At 64.3% G+C, this 18190-nt stretch carries 14 protein-coding genes; 6 read left to right on the top strand and 8 right to left on the bottom strand.

What is annotated here, in order from left to right; all coding sequences use genetic code 11:
• Nucleotides 1-63: 63 nt before the first annotated feature.
• On the top strand, nt 64-801 hold the full coding sequence (locus J2X11_RS09785; RefSeq protein ID WP_309970104.1) for an SH3 domain-containing protein: 738 nt from the start codon (nt 64-66) through the stop codon (nt 799-801).
• A gap of 10 nt (nt 802-811) precedes the next feature.
• Entirely contained in the window at nt 812-1429 is a 618-nt protein-coding gene (gene coaE / locus J2X11_RS09780) for a dephospho-CoA kinase (protein ID WP_309970101.1), read from the top strand.
• On the opposite strand, the gene J2X11_RS09775 is transcribed toward coaE, so the two are convergent.
• The 3 genes from J2X11_RS09775 to J2X11_RS09765 are packed head-to-tail and all read right to left on the bottom strand — an operon-like array spanning nt 1426 to nt 5855.
• Nucleotides 1426-2373 (bottom strand): RNA polymerase sigma factor RpoD/SigA, encoded by a 948-nt coding sequence (locus tag J2X11_RS09775; RefSeq protein WP_396127854.1) that lies wholly within the window; start codon nt 2371-2373, stop codon nt 1426-1428. The genes coaE and J2X11_RS09775 overlap by 4 nt on opposite strands.
• Nucleotides 2374-2433: 60 nt before the next feature.
• The gene (locus J2X11_RS09770; RefSeq protein WP_309970098.1) at nt 2434-4551 is read right to left on the bottom strand and encodes a S9 family peptidase; all 2118 of its coding nucleotides are present in this window, start codon (nt 4549-4551) and stop codon (nt 2434-2436) included.
• Nucleotides 4548-5855, bottom strand: a complete 1308-nt coding sequence (locus tag J2X11_RS09765; protein ID WP_309970095.1) for a DNA polymerase IV — start codon at nt 5853-5855, stop codon at nt 4548-4550. Before J2X11_RS09765 ends, J2X11_RS09770 begins: the two co-directional genes overlap by 4 nt.
• A 122-nt stretch (nt 5856-5977) precedes the next feature.
• Here J2X11_RS09765 and J2X11_RS09760 point away from each other — a divergent pair, with 122 nt between their 5' ends.
• From J2X11_RS09760 to J2X11_RS09750, 3 genes are all read left to right on the top strand, one after another.
• Nucleotides 5978-6889, top strand: coding sequence for a DUF4192 domain-containing protein (locus J2X11_RS09760; protein WP_309970092.1), 912 nt, complete (start codon nt 5978-5980; stop codon nt 6887-6889).
• Nucleotides 6890-6922: 33 nt separating this feature from the next.
• Nucleotides 6923-8401 (top strand): glutamate--cysteine ligase, encoded by a 1479-nt coding sequence (locus J2X11_RS09755; RefSeq protein ID WP_309970089.1) that lies wholly within the window; start codon nt 6923-6925, stop codon nt 8399-8401.
• 110 nt (nt 8402-8511) lie between these two features.
• Complete coding sequence (locus tag J2X11_RS09750; protein ID WP_396127875.1) at nt 8512-10074, top strand: RNA polymerase sigma factor; 1563 nt, start codon at nt 8512-8514, stop codon at nt 10072-10074.
• Between the two features lie 85 nt (nt 10075-10159).
• Here J2X11_RS09750 and J2X11_RS09745 read toward each other — a convergent pair whose 3' ends face one another.
• Nucleotides 10160-10378 carry a DUF7455 domain-containing protein gene (locus J2X11_RS09745; RefSeq protein WP_396127853.1) on the bottom strand — a complete coding sequence of 73 codons (219 nt, stop codon included), beginning with the start codon at nt 10376-10378 and terminating at the stop codon, nt 10160-10162.
• A 158-nt stretch (nt 10379-10536) separates the two neighbouring features.
• Between J2X11_RS09745 and J2X11_RS09740 the strand changes: the two genes are divergently transcribed.
• Nucleotides 10537-12648 carry a DNA gyrase/topoisomerase IV subunit B gene (locus tag J2X11_RS09740; protein WP_309970084.1) on the top strand — a complete coding sequence of 704 codons (2112 nt, stop codon included), beginning with the start codon at nt 10537-10539 and terminating at the stop codon, nt 12646-12648.
• On the opposite strand, the gene J2X11_RS09735 is transcribed toward J2X11_RS09740, so the two are convergent.
• The 4 genes from J2X11_RS09735 to J2X11_RS09720 are packed head-to-tail and all read right to left on the bottom strand — an operon-like array spanning nt 12645 to nt 18106.
• Nucleotides 12645-13139: a beta-class carbonic anhydrase gene (locus J2X11_RS09735; protein WP_309970081.1), complete on the bottom strand. Its 495-nt coding sequence runs from the start codon at nt 13137-13139 to the stop codon at nt 12645-12647. The genes J2X11_RS09740 and J2X11_RS09735 overlap by 4 nt on opposite strands.
• 14 nt (nt 13140-13153) lie before the next feature.
• Entirely contained in the window at nt 13154-14899 is a 1746-nt protein-coding gene (locus J2X11_RS09730) for an MFS transporter (RefSeq protein WP_309970079.1), read from the bottom strand.
• Nucleotides 14896-15612, bottom strand: a complete 717-nt coding sequence (locus J2X11_RS09725; RefSeq protein ID WP_309970077.1) for an LppX_LprAFG lipoprotein — start codon at nt 15610-15612, stop codon at nt 14896-14898. Before J2X11_RS09725 ends, J2X11_RS09730 begins: the two co-directional genes overlap by 4 nt.
• Before the next feature lie 4 nt (nt 15613-15616).
• Nucleotides 15617-18106 (bottom strand): DNA gyrase/topoisomerase IV subunit A, encoded by a 2490-nt coding sequence (locus tag J2X11_RS09720; protein ID WP_309970075.1) that lies wholly within the window; start codon nt 18104-18106, stop codon nt 15617-15619.
• Nucleotides 18107-18190: the final 84 nt, after the last annotated feature.

Here is an 18190-nt window from a genome sequence, read left to right as displayed (position 1 = left end):
CATGCTGCAAGGCCCGCAATCGGGCGACGCGTTGCTTCGCACATCATCCCGACAATCGGGATGATGGCCGTTGTTACGGCCGGTACGGCAGCCGCACTCAGCGATGACCTTCCCTCGATTTCTTCGTCCAAGCCTGATCTGATCGCCGCGTCGATCGACCAGGGCGCTCCGGACGTCAGCCGTAGCGCTGACCGCGCACCGGTGCTGAACGAAGCCGCTGCCGACGAGCTCGTCAAGGATCACCAGTACGCACAGCAGGTCCTTGAGGTCCATGCCGCGGCTGGCGAGAAGTCGCCCGTCCTCGCCAAGCTGGCAGTTGGCGACAAGGTCGGCGTCACTGGCGTCACCGATGGCGACTGGGCGCAGGTCATCCACAAGGACCTGCCTCGTTGGGTTCTTGCCAAGGGGATCGCCAAGGACATGCCGCTGGGCACAGCCCCGTGTGCTTCCGGATCCGGTTCTGAGCGCGGTTTGCGCCCGGACACGATCAAGGTCCACCGCGCCGTATGTCTCCTGTTCCCGAGCGTCACTCGCTACGGCGGCGTCGCCGGCCGCGGCGAGCACGCCACTGGCCAGGCGCTCGACATCATGGTCGGTACGGGCAACCCGATTGGTTACGAAATCGCCGAGTTCCTGCAGGCGCACCGCGCCGAGCTGGGCATCGAATACATCATCTGGCACCAGCACATCTGGCGTCCGTCCACTTCTGGCGCCTGGCGCGCGATGAGCAATCGCGGTGGAGCCACGGCCAACCACATGGACCACGTGCACGTCACCACCTACGGCAACGCTGCACAGTAGGGATCTGCGCGTGCTGACGGTCGGGCTCACCGGTGGAATTGGCTCGGGCAAGAGCAGTGTGAGTGCGCTCCTGGCGTCTCACGGGGCCGTGATCATCGACTACGACAAGCTCGCTCGTGACGTCGTGGAGCCTGGCAGCCCTGCCCTTCAGGCAATCGCTGATCGATTCGGTCCAGGCGTGATTGCACCCGACGGAACTCTCGACCGTCCTGCCCTCGGTGCCGTTGTGTTCGCTGACGCCGATGCGCGCAAGGACCTCGAAGGCATCACCCACCCCGCGATCCGTGACCTCGCAGTCCAGCGACAGGTTGCTGCGGGCGAGGATGCGATCGTCATTCACGACAACCCGCTACTTGTGGAAATGGGCGCTGCCGCCTACTGCGAGGTTGTGATCGTCGTCGACGTACCGGTTGAGGTGCAGGTCGAACGGCTCAAGTCGACGCGTGGCATGACCGAGGATGAGGCGCTGGCTCGTATCGCCACACAGGCCTCCCGAGAAGTACGGACCGGTGCCGCCGATCTGGTGATCGACAACACCGGTCCGATTGACGAGCTCGACTCCATCGTCGGGGGGATCTGGGACGAGCTCGTGCTCAGAGCTGCCGGCAAGGACAGCACGTCCAACTAGGCAGCGATGTCCGGATCAGCGATTCGGCGCAGGGTTGCCAGGGCTTCACGCTCGAGCTGACGTACGCGCTCGGCTGAGATGCCGTGACGCTTGCCGATGTCAGCAAGCTTCTGCTGACGTCCGTCAAGCAGGCCGTAGCGCGCTCGTACGATGTCGGCTTCGCGCTCGCCAAGATGATCGACCAGCGTCGCGATGAGCTGGCGTGACTCGTCGTCGAGGACGGCGAAGTCAGGGCCGGGTGATGTCTCGCGGGCAATCAGGTCACCGAGCGATGTGTCGCCGTCCTCATCCACGGGGGAGTCGAGGCTGACGTGGTCACGTCCCCAGGCCATCAGGTCGATGACGCGGTCGATATCCATGCCGAGCTCGAGAGCGATCTCCTGCGGCTCGGGGTCGTAGCCGAGCTGGCGCTCGAGGTTGCGGCGAGCAGCCGTCACCTGGTTGAGCTCCTCGACAACGTGCACCGGGAGGCGTACGACGCGTGCCTGCTGGGCAATACCGCGGGTGATCGCCTGACGTACCCACCAGGTGGCATACGTGGAGAACTTGAAGCCCTTCGCGTAGTCGAACTTCTCGACGGCGCGGATCAGGCCGGTGTTGCCCTCCTGGACCAGATCAAGCATCGGCATGGCCGAGCGCCCGTACTTGCGGGCGATCGACACGACGAGTCGGAGATTGGCCTGGATGAACTCCTGTACGGCCAGATCGCCCTGCTCGGCAAGCCAGGAGAGCTCTTCCTCGGTGGCGAACTTCGGCGCTCCACCCTTGCGACGGCCAACGCGGCCCTCGGCAAGGAGGTGGCGGGCGAAGAGTCCGGCCTCGACGGTCTTGCTGAGCTCGACCTCACGTGCGGCGTCGAGCAGGGGAGTGCGAGCGATTTCGGCGAGGTACATGCCGACGCTGTCCTTGCCTTCGGTCTTGGTATTCAACTGAACGCCTCCCATCAGAGTCTGTACTGATGTGAACGGGCAACGAGCACCAAGAATTCCGCTCTCAGGTGGTTCTTACTTACGTTTGTTGGCCCCTGCGGTTTCGATGATCCAGGCGAGCTCCCACGCACGCTCTTTCCAGGAGGCGTAGCGACCGCTGACACCGCCGTGACCTGCGTGCATCTCCGTCTTGAGCAGAATCGGCGCATCGCCGGTCGCGGTGGCCCGCAGGCGTGCCACCCACTTGGCCGGCTCGACGTAGAGCACCCGGGTGTCGTGCAGGCTCGTCACCGCGAGGATTGCGGGGTAGGGGTGCTCGCCGACGTTCTCGTAGGGCGCATACGACTTCATGTAGGCGTAGACCTCGGGATCTTCGAGCGGGTTGCCCCACTCGTCCCATTCGATGACCGTCAGCGGCAGGCTCGGATCGAGGATGGTGGTGAGGTTGTCGACAAACGGCACGCTCGCCACGATGCCGGCGAACGCATCGGGCGCAAGGTTGGCAATGGCGCCCATCAGCAGGCCGCCAGCGCTGCCGCCCTCGGCGATGAGCCGGTCGGGTGACGTCCATCCCTCATCGACCAAGTGGCGGGCGCTCGCGATGAAGTCTGTGAACGTATTGCGCTTGCGGAGCATCTTGCCGTCGTCGTACCAATGGCGGCCGAGCTCGCCGCCGCCTCGCACATGGGCGATCGAGAACACGAATCCGCGATCCAGCAGGGACAGTCTGGCGATCGACATACCGGGATCCATGCTGGCTTCGTAGGAGCCATAGCCGTAGATGAGCGCCGGCGCAGTGCCGTCGCGAGGCGTGTCCTTGCGGCACACGACGGAGACGGGCACACGTACGCCGTCGTCCGCGATGGCCCAGCTGCGGTGCTGCTCGTAGTCGGCCGGGTCGTAGCCGCCGAGTACGGGCGCCTGCTTGCGCAGAATCAGCTCGCCGGTCGCGACGACGTAGTCGTAGACGGATGCGGGGGTGATGAATGATCCGACACCGACGCGGATCAGCGGCTGCACCCATTCGGCGTTGGCGCCCACTCCGCACGTAAACAACTCTTCGTCGAACAGAATCTCCTGCAGCGGGCCGATGCCGTCGGGGATTCGCTCGTCGATCAGCATGATGCCGATCCGCGTAAGGGCATCGCGGCGGTAGGAGAGGACGAGTTGTCCTTCAAACACGTCGACGTCCTCGAGTCGTACGTCATCGCCTCCTGGGATGAGCACCGTTCGAGTAGTCGGGTCGTTCGCCGGAACGGAGACCAGCTCGAAGTTGATCGCGTCTTCGTTGTGCAAGACAAGGAAGACGTCTTCGCCGGAGATCACCGCGTGCTCGAGGGAGTACTCGATTCCATCGCGGCGGGGGAGCACCACCCTGAACTCGCCCTCGGGATCGTCGGCTTCGAGCACGCGAACTTCACTGGTGATCTTGGACGACAGGCCGATGACCAGGTACTTGTCGGACTGCGTACGGCCGACGCCAACGAAGAAGCGTTCGTCGGGCTCTTCGAAGACCAGCACATCATCGCCGGTCGTGCCGAGCGTGTGGCGCCACACCTTGTGGGGTCGCCACGCCTCATCGACCGTCGTATAGAAGAGGTGTGTCGCGCCGATGGACCAGGTGGCGCCGCCACTGGTCGCCGTGATCTCGTCGGGGAGCACCTCGCCGGTGCGGAGATCCTTCACCTTGATCGTGTAGCGCTCGTCGCCCTGAACGTCGACGGACCAGGCGAGGAGGTTGCCATCGTCGGTCACGCTGAACGCGCCGAGTGAGAAGAATTCGTGGCCGTCTGCCTCGACGTTCGAGTCGAGCAGCACCTGCTCACCGGCAATCGCCGTCTCGGCGTCGAGCGACGGTGGGTTCCAGTCTTCGACGTCGTCGATGGGGCATCGACAACGGATTGAGTACTGCTGCCCTTCGACCGTACGCGCGTAGTACCACCAGTTGCCGCGTCGAACGGGCACCGACAGATCGGTCTCAAGGGTGCGGGCCTTGATCTCGTCAAAGATCTGCTGACGCAACGGTTCGAGGTGTGCCGTCGACTCGTCAGTGTAGGCGTTCTCGGCCTCGAGATAGGACAGCGTCGCCGGGTCTTCCTTGTCACGCAGCCACTCGTAGTCGTCAACGAAATCGTCGCCGTGGTGACTCCGGATGATGGATCGGATTTCGGCTTGGGGAATCGGCGCGCTCATGCCGCAAACGTACCGGTGTGACCCGCACCGAGAGCGGGGTCGTCGTACTGGAACGTGTGGACCGGACCGGGCGGTGTGTGGCGCGTCTCGAACCGTACGGTGACCTGACCCAAACCGGAGCCCCAGACCCACCCGTCGCCGTGCTCAGCGTGGTGCACGTCCATGCCGGGATACCAACGTGTCGGTCGCGCGGCTTTGGCCGCCTCAGCTGCTTCGTCCTCCTCGAAGTCGTCGTCTTCGGAGGCGAACAGATCTTCCTGGACCCAGTCAGCGAGACCGCTCACGCCGACGCCGAGAAGGCGGAGTCCATTGGTGACGTCTTCGGCTTCAAGCAGGGCTCGAGCGGTCGCGCCAAGAATGCGGGCGTTGTCAGTCGGATTGGCCAGGGTCGACGACCGTGTGTGGGTCTCGAAGTCGTGGTGGCGCAGCTTCAGCGTGACAGTGCGGCCCGACAGTCCGTTCTTGCGAAGCCTCCCGGACACCGACCGAGCCATCCGGTCGACGATGACCTCGAGCTGAGCGCGGTCAGAGATGTCCTGCTCGAAGGTGTCCTCGACGCTCACCGACTTCGTCTCACGGTCGGGCTCAACGGTTCGCTCGTCATCTGCACGGGCCAGTCGAAAGAGTGAGCGGCCCGACGATTGGCCGAGCAGGCGTACGAGTTCGTCCTCGCTGGGAGATCGCAGATCCTCAACAGTGGCAATGCCGATGCGCCGGAGCTTTTCGGCTGTCGCAGGCCCGACACCCGGGATTGCTGTCGCCTGCATGGGGCCGAGTACGTCGGCCTCTGTTCCTGGAGCGACGATGAACACGCCGTTCGGCTTGTTGATCTCGCTGGCGATCTTGGCCATCAGCTTGGACGAGGCGACGCCGACAGAGGCTGTCAGCCCGCCGGTGAGATCGGCAATGTCGCGGCGGATGTCAGCCACGACCTGCTCGACAGCGTCTGGGTCGAAGTCGGGTCCCGCGGCCAAGTCGACGAATGCTTCGTCGAGTGAGAGCGGCTCGACGAGTGGCGAAGCCTCGCGCAGCCGGGTCATGACCAGGAGGCTCGCCTCCCGATAGGCATCGAAGCGCCCTCCGAGGAACGCGGCGTGCGGGCACCTGGCGCGCGCCTCGGCCGTGCGCATCGCGGAACGAACTCCATGCACCCGCGCCTCGTACGAGGCCGTGGCAACGACGCCGCGAGGTCCAATGCCACCGACGATCACCGGTTTGCCGCGCAGCGATGGCTTGTCTCGCTGCTCAACGGAAGCGAAAAAGGCGTCGAGATCGAGATGCATGATCGATGCCGTGGACCGCATGGACACAGTCTGTCGTGCCGCGGTGACAGGTCTGTGCACAGATCCGGCGTGGCTTGGACGCGCTCCACAGGAGTTCTTCCGGAGGGCGCAGCTGTAGGTGGCGTCGTACGAGCGTTGCCCGCATGACTGACGCGCCGACGATCTTCACCGCCCACGACATCCCTGACCTCCTCAACGCGCTGCCGACGCTGTTCGGCTTCCGGCCGAGCGAATCGCTGGTCGCAGTCGCAACACAGGGACCGAGACGTCGGTTCGGGTTCCGCCTGCGCGTCGACATTCCGCCCGCTCACCACACCGAGGAGCTGGCCGAGCTCGTTGCAGGACACCTGCGCCGCCAGGGCGCAGAGGGCGCGATCCTGGTCGCCGTCACGGAGGAGCAAGAGATCGCACGTACGTTGCTCGCCGCTATTGATTCGTATCTGCAGGACGTTGAACTGGTCGTCGCCGTACGTGCAGACGGATCGCACTACTGGGTCGACGTGCCGGACTTCCCTGACGAGGGGATCGCGTACGACACCTCCGATCACCATCTTTCGATCGTCAAGGCTGTCGCGGCCGGACAACAGATCCTTCCCGACCGCGCGGCGCTGGCAGCTCGCTTCGCGCCGGTGGACGGGGAGCGCAGACACGAGATTCAGAAGATCACAGACGCGGTCGTGGCCGAGATCGGGCAGACACCCGAACTCAGTCGCATCGTCGAGAACGGCGAGCGTCTGACAGACATGGATGCGGTCCGACTGGCGGTGTGGGTTTCCGACCAGCACGTACGCGACGCGTTTTGGGCGTTGATCTCTCGCGACAACGCGGCCGAGATGTTGGCGATCCTGACGCGAGTCTCGAACGTGGTCGTGCCACCGTTCGAGCCGGCGGTGCTCAGCCTGACGGCGTTCGCGGCGTGGTTGTCGGGTGACGGCGCTCAAGCGCTGATTGCGGTCGAGAGGGCCCTCGAGGCCGACCCGTCATATGGCATGGCGCGCGGCGTTCTGGCGTTGCTCGAAGGGGGAGTGTCCCCAGTGCACTGGGGCGAATTCTGAGCCGACTCTTCCACTCGCCCCTAGTGTGGACGCATGGGACAGGACGTCGAGGCACGGGAGTTCAGCCGCGAGGACCGAACGCTTTATCGCGCCAAGGTCCGGCGCTGTCTCGATGTGTTCGCGCGCATGCTTAGCGATCGTGACTTCTCCGTCGAGCACACCCACGTCGGCATCGAGATCGAGTTCAACCTGGTCGACGACGGCGCGGACCCAGCGCTCAAGAATGTCGAGACGCTCGAGGCGATCGCCGATGACGCCTTCCAGACCGAGCTTGGACTGTTCAACATCGAGATCAACGTCCCGCCGACCTTGGTCGAGGGCAGTGGACTGGACGAACTCGAGTCGACGCTTCGTGATGATCTGAACGCAGCGCAGGCGAAGTCGTCTGAGGTCGGTGCACATCTGGTGATGATCGGTATTCTCCCGACGCTCCAGGACGGACACCTGAGCCGAGACTCGCTGTCGGCCAACCCTCGCTACCACTTGCTGTCTGACCAGATCCTGGCCGCGCGGGGTGAGGACATCGAGATCGTGATCGAGGGTGTCGACCGGTTGAGCACAACAGCGGACACGATCATCCCCGAGGCAGCATGCACCAGCACGCAGCTACACCTGCAGGTTGAGCCCGAGGACTTCGCGCCGATGTGGAACGCTGCGCAAGCCATCTCCGGCACACAGGTGGCAATCGGGGCCAACTCCCCATTCCTGCTGGGTCAGCAGCTCTGGCACGAGACCCGCATCGCGCTGTTCGAGCAGGCGACCGACACGCGTAGCGAAGAACTGAAGGCGCAAGGCGTACGACCGCGAGTGTTCTTCGGCGAACGCTGGATCACTTCGGTATTCGACTTGTTCGAGGAGAACGTCCGCTACTTCCCGGCCCTACTGCCGATCGTTGACGACGAGGATCCGGTCGAAGAGCTGGAAGCCGGCCGAATCCCGAGCTTGTCTGAGCTCCGTCTCCACAACGGCACGATCTATCGCTGGAACCGGCCGATCTATGACATCGCCGACGGCCGCCCGCATCTTCGCATCGAGAACCGTCTCCTGCCGGCAGGACCGACGGTCGTTGACACCATGGCCAACGCAGCCCTGTTCTACGGCCTGGTCAAGATGCTCGGGACCAGTGAGCGCCCCGTGTGGTCCCAACTGTCCTTCAAGACAGCGGAGGACAACTTCCACGAAGCGGCTCGATTCGGGATCGAGACAGAGCTCTATTGGCCCCTGGTCGGCCAGGTCCCGGCGCGTGACCTCGTATTGCGCCACCTGCTGCCCCAGGCACATGCCGGCTTGGAACTACTCGGCGTCGACCAGTCCGTACGCGATCGCCTGCTGGGGATCATCGAGAGCAGGTGCACGACGGGGCGAAATGGCTCCACCTGGTTGATCCAGGAATTTGAGCACCAGAAGCGCAGCGCGGCCGATCGTACGGCGGCGATGCGGGCGACAACGCGGGCCTACGAAGAACTGATGCACGCGGGCGAACCGGTGCACAGCTGGGCGACACGCGGCTGAGAGTTGCCCTGAGTCGCGAACCCTTGGTCGTACGTGTCACACTTGAGCAAGAGGTTGACCACAGGCCTCATTGTTGCGCCCTTCTACCGATTTGTGAGGCTGACGTGCCGGTGAATCCCGCAGCTGGGTCCCGCCTCAGAGCGGTCACCAAACGCCTGAGCGGCGGCACCAAGGAACAACCCGATACGAAGACGGCAACACCCGCGAAGCCGGCCACGCCGGCCGCCACGTCTGCACCTGCAAAGCCTGCTGCCAAGAAGGCAACTCCAGCCAAGAAGGCGCCTGCAAAGGCGGCTCCAGCCAAGAAGACAGCGGCCACCAAGGCCGCACCCGCTGCAAAGAAGGCACCAGCCAAGAAGGCAGCACCCCAGTCCACGCCCAAGACCACTGCGAAAACAGAAACGACCGTGACGAAGACCGCATCCAGCACTGCCAAAAAGACCACCGCTCCCGCCAAGAAGGCAGCGCCCGCAGCCAAGAAGGCCGCCGCACCTGCCAAGAAGGCAGCGGCCAAGAAGGCTGCACCCGCCAAGAAGGCCGAGGCTGACGCGACCGATGAGTCGCACATCCCCGCTGCTGTTGATCTGACCGACGCCCTGGTCGTCGACGCGGACGGCAAGAAGGTCCTGCCTGACATTCCGGACGAGGAGTTCGAGAAGGATCTGGCAACGGACCCGACGCTGAAGGAGGACGAGAAGTCGTCCTACACGATCTCGGCTGCCGATGAGTCCGACGAGCCTGTCCAGCAGGTCATGGTCGCCGGCGCCACGGCCGACCCGGTCAAGGACTACCTCAAGCAGATCGGCAAGGTCTCGCTGCTGACCGCCGGCCAAGAGGTCGAGCTTGCCAAGCGCATCGAAGCCGGCCTGTTCGCCGAAGAGAAGCTCGCCAAGGGTGGCCGCATCTCGGCCAAGATGCTCGAAGAGCTTGAGTGGATCACGGTCGACGGTCGTCGCGCCAAGAACCACCTCCTCGAAGCCAACCTTCGTCTCGTCGTCTCGCTGGCCAAGCGCTACACCGGCCGCGGCATGCTGTTCCTGGACCTGATCCAGGAAGGCAACCTCGGCCTCATCCGTGCAGTCGAGAAGTTCGACTACACCAAGGGCTTCAAGTTCTCGACCTACGCGACATGGTGGATTCGCCAGGCGATTACCCGCGCCATGGCCGACCAGGCTCGTACGATCCGTATCCCGGTTCACATGGTCGAAGTCATCAACAAGCTCGCGCGTGTCCAGCGCCAGATGCTGCAGGACCTCGGCCGCGAGCCCACTCCTGAAGAGCTGGCCATCGAGCTGGACATGACGCCCGAGAAGGTCGTTGAGGTCCAGAAGTACGGTCGCGAGCCGATCAGCCTCCACACGCCTCTCGGCGAGGACGGCGACTCGGAGTTCGGCGACCTGATCGAAGACTCCGAAGCGATCGTCCCGGCTGACGCCGTGTCGTTCACGCTTCTGCAGGAGCAGCTGCACGCAGTTCTCGACACGCTTTCGGAGCGCGAGTCCGGCGTTGTCTCGATGCGCTTCGGCCTGACCGACGGTCAGCCCAAGACGCTCGACGAGATCGGCAAGGTCTACGGCGTGACGCGCGAGCGCATCCGTCAGATCGAGTCCAAGACGATGAGCAAGCTGCGTCACCCGTCTCGTTCACAGGTCCTGCGCGACTACCTCGACTGATCAGCCTCCGCCAGGCAACAACCTGGCGAAAGCGAAGAGCCCGCCAGTTGCCTGGCGGGCTCTTCTCATGTCTGGGTAGTTGAGATCAGATCTCGTCGACCAGTACGGGTGAGGGCGCGAGCCGCTCGCTTTCGTCGTGGATCTCGGCTGACATCTCACGAAGCTTTTCCTCGTGCTGGCGCGCGTGGTGGGCACAGAACATCAGCTCACCACCGCCGCCCAAGGTCACGCGTACGTAGGCCTGAGCACCACAACGGTCGCAGCGGTCAAGCGAGCTCAGCATGGGGGCTGTCAGTGTGTTCACGGTGACCTTCTCTCTGAGCCTTGGGTCTTCTGGTCTTGTCAACATCCAACCATGAGGCGGTATTCCTCGTGGCCGTTGGTGACCTATGCCATACATACTCCTTGGCGGGTCCAAACGGACGTAGGCGCGCTGTTGGCAGCGTGTCACGGGCGTGTCGCATGGTCGCGATCGTTAGTCTTGGAGAAGGCCACGAACCCGAAAGGCACCTGATCATCGACAGCACGTACGACGCCCGAAATCTCCTCGTCCTCGAGGGTTTGGAGGCCGTCCGCAAGCGCCCCGGCATGTATGTCGGCTCGACCGACACCCGCGGGCTCATGCACTGCCTCTGGGAAATCATCGACAACTCAGTTGACGAGGCGCTCTCGGGATTCGGTTCGCACATCAGGGTCGCTCTCAACGATGACGGCTCGGTCGAAGTGCAGGACGACGGTCGTGGCGTACCAGTCGACATCGAGAAGAAGACCGGGCTCACCGGAGTCGAGGTCGTCTACACAAAGCTTCACGCAGGCGGCAAGTTCGGCGGCGGTTCCTACGTCGCCACAGGCGGTCTGCATGGTGTCGGCGCATCCGTCGTCAACGCGTTGTCGTCGCGTCTCGACGTCGAGGTCGACAAGGGCGGCGCGACCTGGGCCATGTCGTTCCGGCGCGGCGAGCCTGGCGTGTTTGCTGGTGACTCTCCCGACTCGGACTTCACTCCGACCAACGAACTCCGCAAGATCGGCAAGGTCGCCAAGACCAAGACCGGCACCCGGGTCCGCTACTGGGCTGACCCGCAGATCTTCATCAAGGGCGCCAAGTTCGCGTACGAAGAGCTCGTCGCTCGTGCCCGCCAGACATCGTTCCTCGTGCCGGGGCTCGAGATCGTCATCACCGACACCCGAGGCGACGAGCCACACGAGGAGAAGTTCCGCCACGACGGCGGAATCGCCGAGTTCTGTGAGTTCCTCGCACCCGACGAAGCGGTGACTGATGTGCTGCGTTTGCAGGGCGAGGACGTCTTCACCGAGACAGTGCCGCTGCTCGATGACAAGGGGCACATGACGCCGCAGGACATCGAGCGCACGCTGGGTGTCGACATCGCCGTCCGCTGGGGCAATGCCTACGACACCGAGATTCAGTCGTTCGTCAACATCATTGCGACGCCCAAGGGTGGCACTCACCTCAATGGCTTTGAGCGCGGTATGACCAAGACGTTCAACGAGGTGCTCAAGACCACGCGCCTGCTCAAAGCCGGCGATCCAGACATCATCAAGGACGACCTCCTCGAAGGCATGACGGCGGTCGTGACCGTACGTCTTGCCGAGCCACAGTTCGAAGGCCAGACCAAGGAAGTGCTCGGCACTCCGGCGGTCACCAAGATCGTCAACCAGGTCGTGTCCCGTGAGCTCAAGCGATTCCTGACGTCCAACAAGACGGCTGAGAAGGCCAAGTCACGACTCGTCATGCAGAAGGTCGTCGATGCGTCGAGGACGCGTCTGGCGGCACGTCAGCAGCGCGACACCCAGCGTCGAAAGAATGCTCTCGAGTCGAGCGCGTTGCCGGCGAAGCTCGCAGACTGTCGCAGCAACGATGTCGAGCGTTCCGAACTGTTCATCGTCGAGGGTGACTCCGCACTCGGCACCGCGAAGTCTGCGCGCGACTCAGAGTTCCAGGCGCTGTTGCCGATCCGCGGCAAGATCCTCAACGTCCAGAAGGCCAGCATCGGCGACATGCTCAAGAACGTCGAGTGCTCGTCGATCATCCAGGTTGTGGGTGCCGGCAGTGGACGCACGTTCGACCTCGATGCTGCGCGCTACGGCCGCATCATCTTCATGGCCGACGCCGACTCCGATGGCGCACACATTCGTTGCCTGCTGGCCACGCTGTTCTTCCGCTACATGCGCGAGCTGGTCGACGCCGGGCGCGTCTACACCGCCGTTCCGCCGTTGCACCGCATCGAGTTGGTCAATCCCAAGAAGGGCCAGGAGAAGTACGTCTACACGTACTCCGATCCTGAGCTCGTCCGCAAGCTCGCCGAACTGCAGCGCAAGGGCGTCAAGTGGAAGGACCCCGTACAGCGCTACAAGGGTCTCGGTGAGATGGACGCCGGTCAGCTGGCGGAGACCACGATGGACCCGCGCCACCGCACGCTACGCCGCCTGACCGTCGACGACGGCATCGAGGCCGAGGCCGTGTTCGAGCTCCTGATGGGCAACGACGTGCCGCCGCGCAAGGAGTTCATCGTGCAGGGGGCCTACGAGATCGACGCCGACCGCATCGACGCCTAGTCGACGGGCTGGAGCAAGCCAGTTTCGACGTCGTACAGGAACCCGCCGACCAGGACGTCTTCGCTGATCAGCGGGTGACTGCGGACGCGCTGAACGTCGGCGCGGATAGTGGCCATCTGATCGACGATCGCACCCAGCGTCATCCACGACGCGTCTTCGCCGGCGGCTTGGCCGAGCTTGTCCTTGAGCTCGTCTTCGGTCGACTTCGCCATCGCGCAACTGGTGTGCTCGATGACGAGCACACGGTTGACCTTCAGCAGATTGACGCCGAGTACGAGAGCAACCAAGGCCTGGTCGGTGACTCGGCCGCCAGGGTTGCGGAGGATCTTCGCATCGCCAGGAGCCAGACCGATCATGCGCAACGGATCGATGCGCGAATCCATGCAGGTCACCATGGCGACTCCGGCGTGGGCAATGCCATCGAAACCGGACAGCTCAAAGGACTCGGCGAACGTACGGTTTGCGGCAAGCAGGTCGTCAAAGTCGCGCATGGCCGAAATCCTAGTCAGTCAGCGTCGACCGTTCGGTCATTGGTGTCGCGCAGGAGAACGAGAGCCAGCACCGCGGCGATGAGCGCGCACACGGCTGCGCCCACGAAGACCGTGTGAAGCTGGGTGATTCCGGCATCGCGAACGGCATCCTTGTACGCCTTGCAGGCTGCTGCCACACCGTCGCAGAGCTCTTCTGCCGGGGCGATCTTGTCGGACGCGGCGTAAAACGCACGCAAGCCGATCGTGGTGAGCGCTGAGATGCCCAACAGCATTCCGACCATGCGCGCCACGATCAGCAACGCGGAAGTGACGCCGTGCACCGCGTCGGCGGTGTGCGCGAGCAACGCAGCGTTGACGGGTGCGATCGCCAGGCCGAATCCGAGCCCGCCGAGTACGAGTGAGAGCGTCTCCGTCTCGTGGTTGAGCGATGTCGCGTCCCAGGTCGCCATGTGCAGGAACGCCACCGCGCTGAGGACCATCGCGATAGGAGTGAGCACCCAGGCCGGCACACGGCGAAGTAACCACCCGCCGAGCACTGCGCCGATGGGGAGGGCGATTAGGAAACGTACGAGCACCAGCGCGGCATCAAGCTGCGAGTCGCGATAGACCGTCAGGCGGGCAAAGAAGGGGATGTCGACCAAAGCGGCGATGAGAGCCGCGCCGATGAAGAAAGACACGGCGAGAGCGCCCCACGCGGGCCGTGAACTCAGCGCCCCACGCGGAATGAGCGGACGCTCGGCCCGCTGCTGGCGGAGGAAGAAGCCGATGAACGCGGCGGCCGCGAGCGGCAGGAGCCACGGTGCCTGGGACGAGATTGCAGCCTTCTCGGGCTCCGCGGAAGCAAACGTGAGAATGACGGCGCCGAGCCCGACCGTGAGAAGCAGAGCGCCCCAGATGTCGGTCTCACGCGCGAGAGCGCCCCAGCCGCGCCATCCAATGAGCGGATACCTGGCTGTCACCTGCCTCAGCAGGAACAGCAGGAACAGACCCCCGGTCGTCAGGGCCAGGGGAGTGAGCCAGCGAGAGTCGCCCGTGACGGGCAAGAACGCGCGACCGACGGTGACTCCCTGTGTGAGCCGGAGGGGCTCGAGCATGACGAGGGTCAGGCCCGCCAACGTCAGAGCCGCGAGTGCCATCCCCAGGTAGTCGCGGCCAGCGACGCGTACGGCTCCGGGTCCAACCGGATCGCGGTGGCGCAGCATGGCCGCTGCCAGGACGAGACCAATCGCGCAGTTGAGCCAGAAGATGTCGCGCCAGTCCCCGAACGCCAGCACGACCGCACCGTAGAGCGGCCCTACGACGCTGCCGAGCTCCTGGACGGCACCGACGATGCCAAGGGGAAGTCCGCGGCGCTTGGGCGGCCACATATCTGCAACGAGCGCCAGCGTCGGAGGGATGAGCCCGCCACCGCCGATGCCCTGTATCAAGCGGCCGGTGACGATCGTCTCGAGGTTGTACGCCGCTGCGGTGATGAGCGAACCGACTGCGAAGACGGCGAGCGATCCCAGCAGCACCGGCACCCGACCGCGCAGGTCAGAAATGCGCCCGATCAGCGGAAGAACGGCAACATAGCCGAGCAGGAATCCCGAAACAATCGGTGCCGCCCGCTGGAGCTCATCGAGCTCAAGGCCCGTGCTGCTCATCATGTCGGGCAGGGCGAGCACCACGACGTACGTGTCGGCAGCGGCGAACGCAATGGCGACGGCCGCAAGGCCGAGCAGGACCCGAGATGCCGGACGGGTCCCTTCGCCCGTGGTCACGCGCCGCCGGGGCGGGACGGGGCTTCGATCGTCACTGGTGTGTCGGACGTCGTGAGCTTGACCGTGTAGGTGACATTTCCAGCATTGCCATAGAACGGGCCGCTCAGCGTGGCATCGCGCAGTACGTCATTGTCATCGAGTCGGTAGGTCACCTTGAACGCCGCACTGGTGTCAGCCGACGGAATGATCGTCTTGACCACGCTGCCGGGCAGAGTGCCCTTGATCGTGGTGAGGACATCTTCGCCGTCGCGCGACTTGCCGCCGTCTGAGAGCTTGGTCGTCTTGACCAGGATCTGGGTGATGCCGTTGGTCCTGTCGAACAGGGCCGCCGGGTCAGGCGCCTTCAGCGTCGCAGGATCAATCGACAGATAGACCGGAGCGAAACTCGTCTTGGCGAGAACATCGCCGTCGACCGCGATGACGTCGGCGCCGAGGCTGGTGCCGCCCGTGACCACGGTGACCTTGCCCTTGAACGCCGGCGAGTGGTTGCCCTGACCCTTGGCCGACAGCAACCCGCTCACACCCGACGGGATCTTCTCCGTCGCCAGCGAGATGGTGATCGTTTCAGCGCCGTCGAGCGTCGCCTTGGCGGTCGCGAGGCGTGCCTGCAGCTTGGACGTGTCTGCTGGAGAGTCCTTCTTGTCGCCCGAGCAACCACTCAGACCGATGACGGCAGCAACGAGTACGACGGCGAGGAGGGGTTTGGTACGCACAGAGTCAGTCTTGCACGGGGGTGTGTCGCTCGACATCGACTCCGAAGACCCCTGGAAGTGCTGCTGCCGAGGACGAAACCGCGAGGATTGGCTGCGCGGCAGGGACACCTGAACCATCTCGACGATCGGCCGGTTCGGGCAGATCGACAGGTGAACCACTTGTCGCGCACGCCAGCGGGACACCGTCGCCGACCCAGGCGAGCAGGAGCGTGTCCTCGCCCTTGAGTAGGCGGTGGCACCGTACGCCACCTGTCGCACGTCCCTTGGCGGGATAGATCGATAGCGGGCTGACCTTGACGGCACCGTTCTGCGTGCCGGGAAGTGCCTCGCCTGAACCAGCGACGGTGACGACGTATGCGGACTCGATGTCGGCAATCGCGCCGAAGGAGACGGCTCGAGCACCGGGGGACAGCTTGATGCCAGCCACACCGCCGCCGGAGCGTCCCTGCGGGCGTACGAGCGATGCGGGGAAATGCAGCAGTTGAGCGTCTGATGTCACGAAGGCGAGCTCTTCGTTGCCGGTAGCCAGTGCGACCGCTCCAACGACGACATCGCCATCGGCGAGGGAGATGAGCTCCCACTGGTCGCGACTGAGGTGATCGGGCTTCACGCGCTTGACCGTGCCGTCCCGCGTACCCAGCGCGATACCGGGGTTGTTGTCGTCGAGCGTCATCAGCGCCAACGGTGTGCCATCAAGATCGGCGATCTCCCGCAGCGGTACGCCGCCCTGGAGATTGGGCGACTGGGCCGTCGGTGGGAGCGCTGGCAGGTCGAGAACGTTGAGGCGTCGCACCTGGCCCGACGAGGAGACGATGCCGATCTCGCCACGGGCGGTCGTACGTACGGCCGAGATGATCGTGTCGTGCTTGACCCTCCGGTCGACGTCGCCGAGTGGGTTGTCGTCCGAGGTACGTGCCATCAGTCCGGTGGCCGACAGGAGCGCCCAGCACGGGTCGTCCGCGACCTCCAGCGGAGCAGCGGCCGTCGCGGTCTGGCCGGAAGACTCGAGAAGGACGGTGCGGCGAGGTGTGCCGAACTGCTGCGCCATGTCGTTGAGCTCATCGCCCACAACCTTGCGGAGCAGCTGCGCGTCTCCGAGGATCGCGTCAAGCTCCTCGATGATCTTGCGCAACTCCTCGGCCTCACGCTCGATCTCGATCGAGGACAGCCGCGTCAGGCTGCCGAGGGTGCGGTCGAGAATGTAGTCGGCCTGGATTTCAGTGAGGTCGAAGACAGAGATGAGTCGCTCGCGTGCATCGGCCCTGGTGTCGCTCGAGCGGATGAGCTGAATCACCTCATCGATGTCGACCAGCGCGATCAGGAGGCCTTGGAGCAGGTGCAGACGGTCGGCGGCCTTGGCTCGGCGGAACTCGGTGCGTCGGCGTACGACCACGAGGCGGTGCTCGAGGTAGACCTCAAGCATCTCCTTGAGACCGAGCGTGCGCGGCTGTCCATCGACCAACGCCACGGCGTTGATGCCGAAGGAGGTCTCCATCGGAGTTGAGCGGTAGAGCTGCTCGAGGATCGTCTCAGGGATAAAGCCGTTCTTCACTTCGATCACCAGGTGGAGACCCTTGTGGCGGTCCGTGAGGTTCTTGATGTCGGAGATGCCTTGGAGCTTCTTGGCCTGGACGAGCTTCTTGATCGCCTCGATGACCTTCTCGGGGCCGACGTTGTAGGGCAGCTCGGTGACAACGATGCCCTTGCGGCGAGCCGTCACAGAGTCGATGCGGGCGGTCGCACGCATACGGAACGAGCCGTTGCCGGTCGCGTACGCATCCCGTACGCCTTCGAGGCCGACGATCTTGCCGCCCGTGGGCAGGTCAGGCCCGGGGATGAACTTCATGATGTCGTCGAGCGAGGCGTCGGGGTGCTTGATGAGGTGACGCAGAGCCTGCACAACCTCGATGAGGTTGTGGGGGGCGATATTGGTCGCCATACCCACGGCGATGCCGGCCGCACCATTGACCAGCAGATTCGGCAGCGCAGCGGGGAGAACTGAAGGTTCGGTCTCCCGGCCGTCGTAGTTGGGCTTGAAATCAACCGTGTTCTCGTTGATCGACGCCGTCATAGCCTCGGCTGCCGCGTGCATGCGGACCTCGGTGTAACGCATCGCGGCCGGGGGGTCGTCGGGCGAGCCGAAGTTGCCGTGGCCATCTGCGAGAGGCAGGCGCAGCGACCAGTGCTGGATCAGTCGTACGAGGGCGTCGTAGATCGCGCCATCGCCGTGTGGGTGCAAGCGACCCATGACCTCACCCACGACGCGGGCGCTTTTGACGTGCCCGCGATCGGACCGCAGACCGAGGTCGTCCATCGTGTAGAGAATGCGGCGCTGAACTGGCTTGAGGCCGTCGCGCGCGTCAGGCAGGGCGCGCGAGTAGATGACCGAGTAGGCGTACTCGAGGAAACTCGAGCGCATCTCGTCACCGACATCGGTGTCGACGATGTGTTCTTCGAAGTCCTCTTCAGGCGCCTGCTTGCTGCTCCGGGCCATGCATCCTCTTCTGTGTCACGGTTCTGAACCGTCATTTTCCCTCGTGGGGACGTACGTGGACTCGTCGCCACGCCGTGCGCGCCT

Origin of the sequence: Aeromicrobium panaciterrae (genome assembly GCF_031457275.1) — a bacterium.
Taxonomy (GTDB): domain Bacteria; phylum Actinomycetota; class Actinomycetes; order Propionibacteriales; family Nocardioidaceae; genus Aeromicrobium; species Aeromicrobium panaciterrae_A.
Note: the sequence above shows the minus strand (reverse complement) of the source record. Positions and strands in the feature narration are given on the sequence as shown.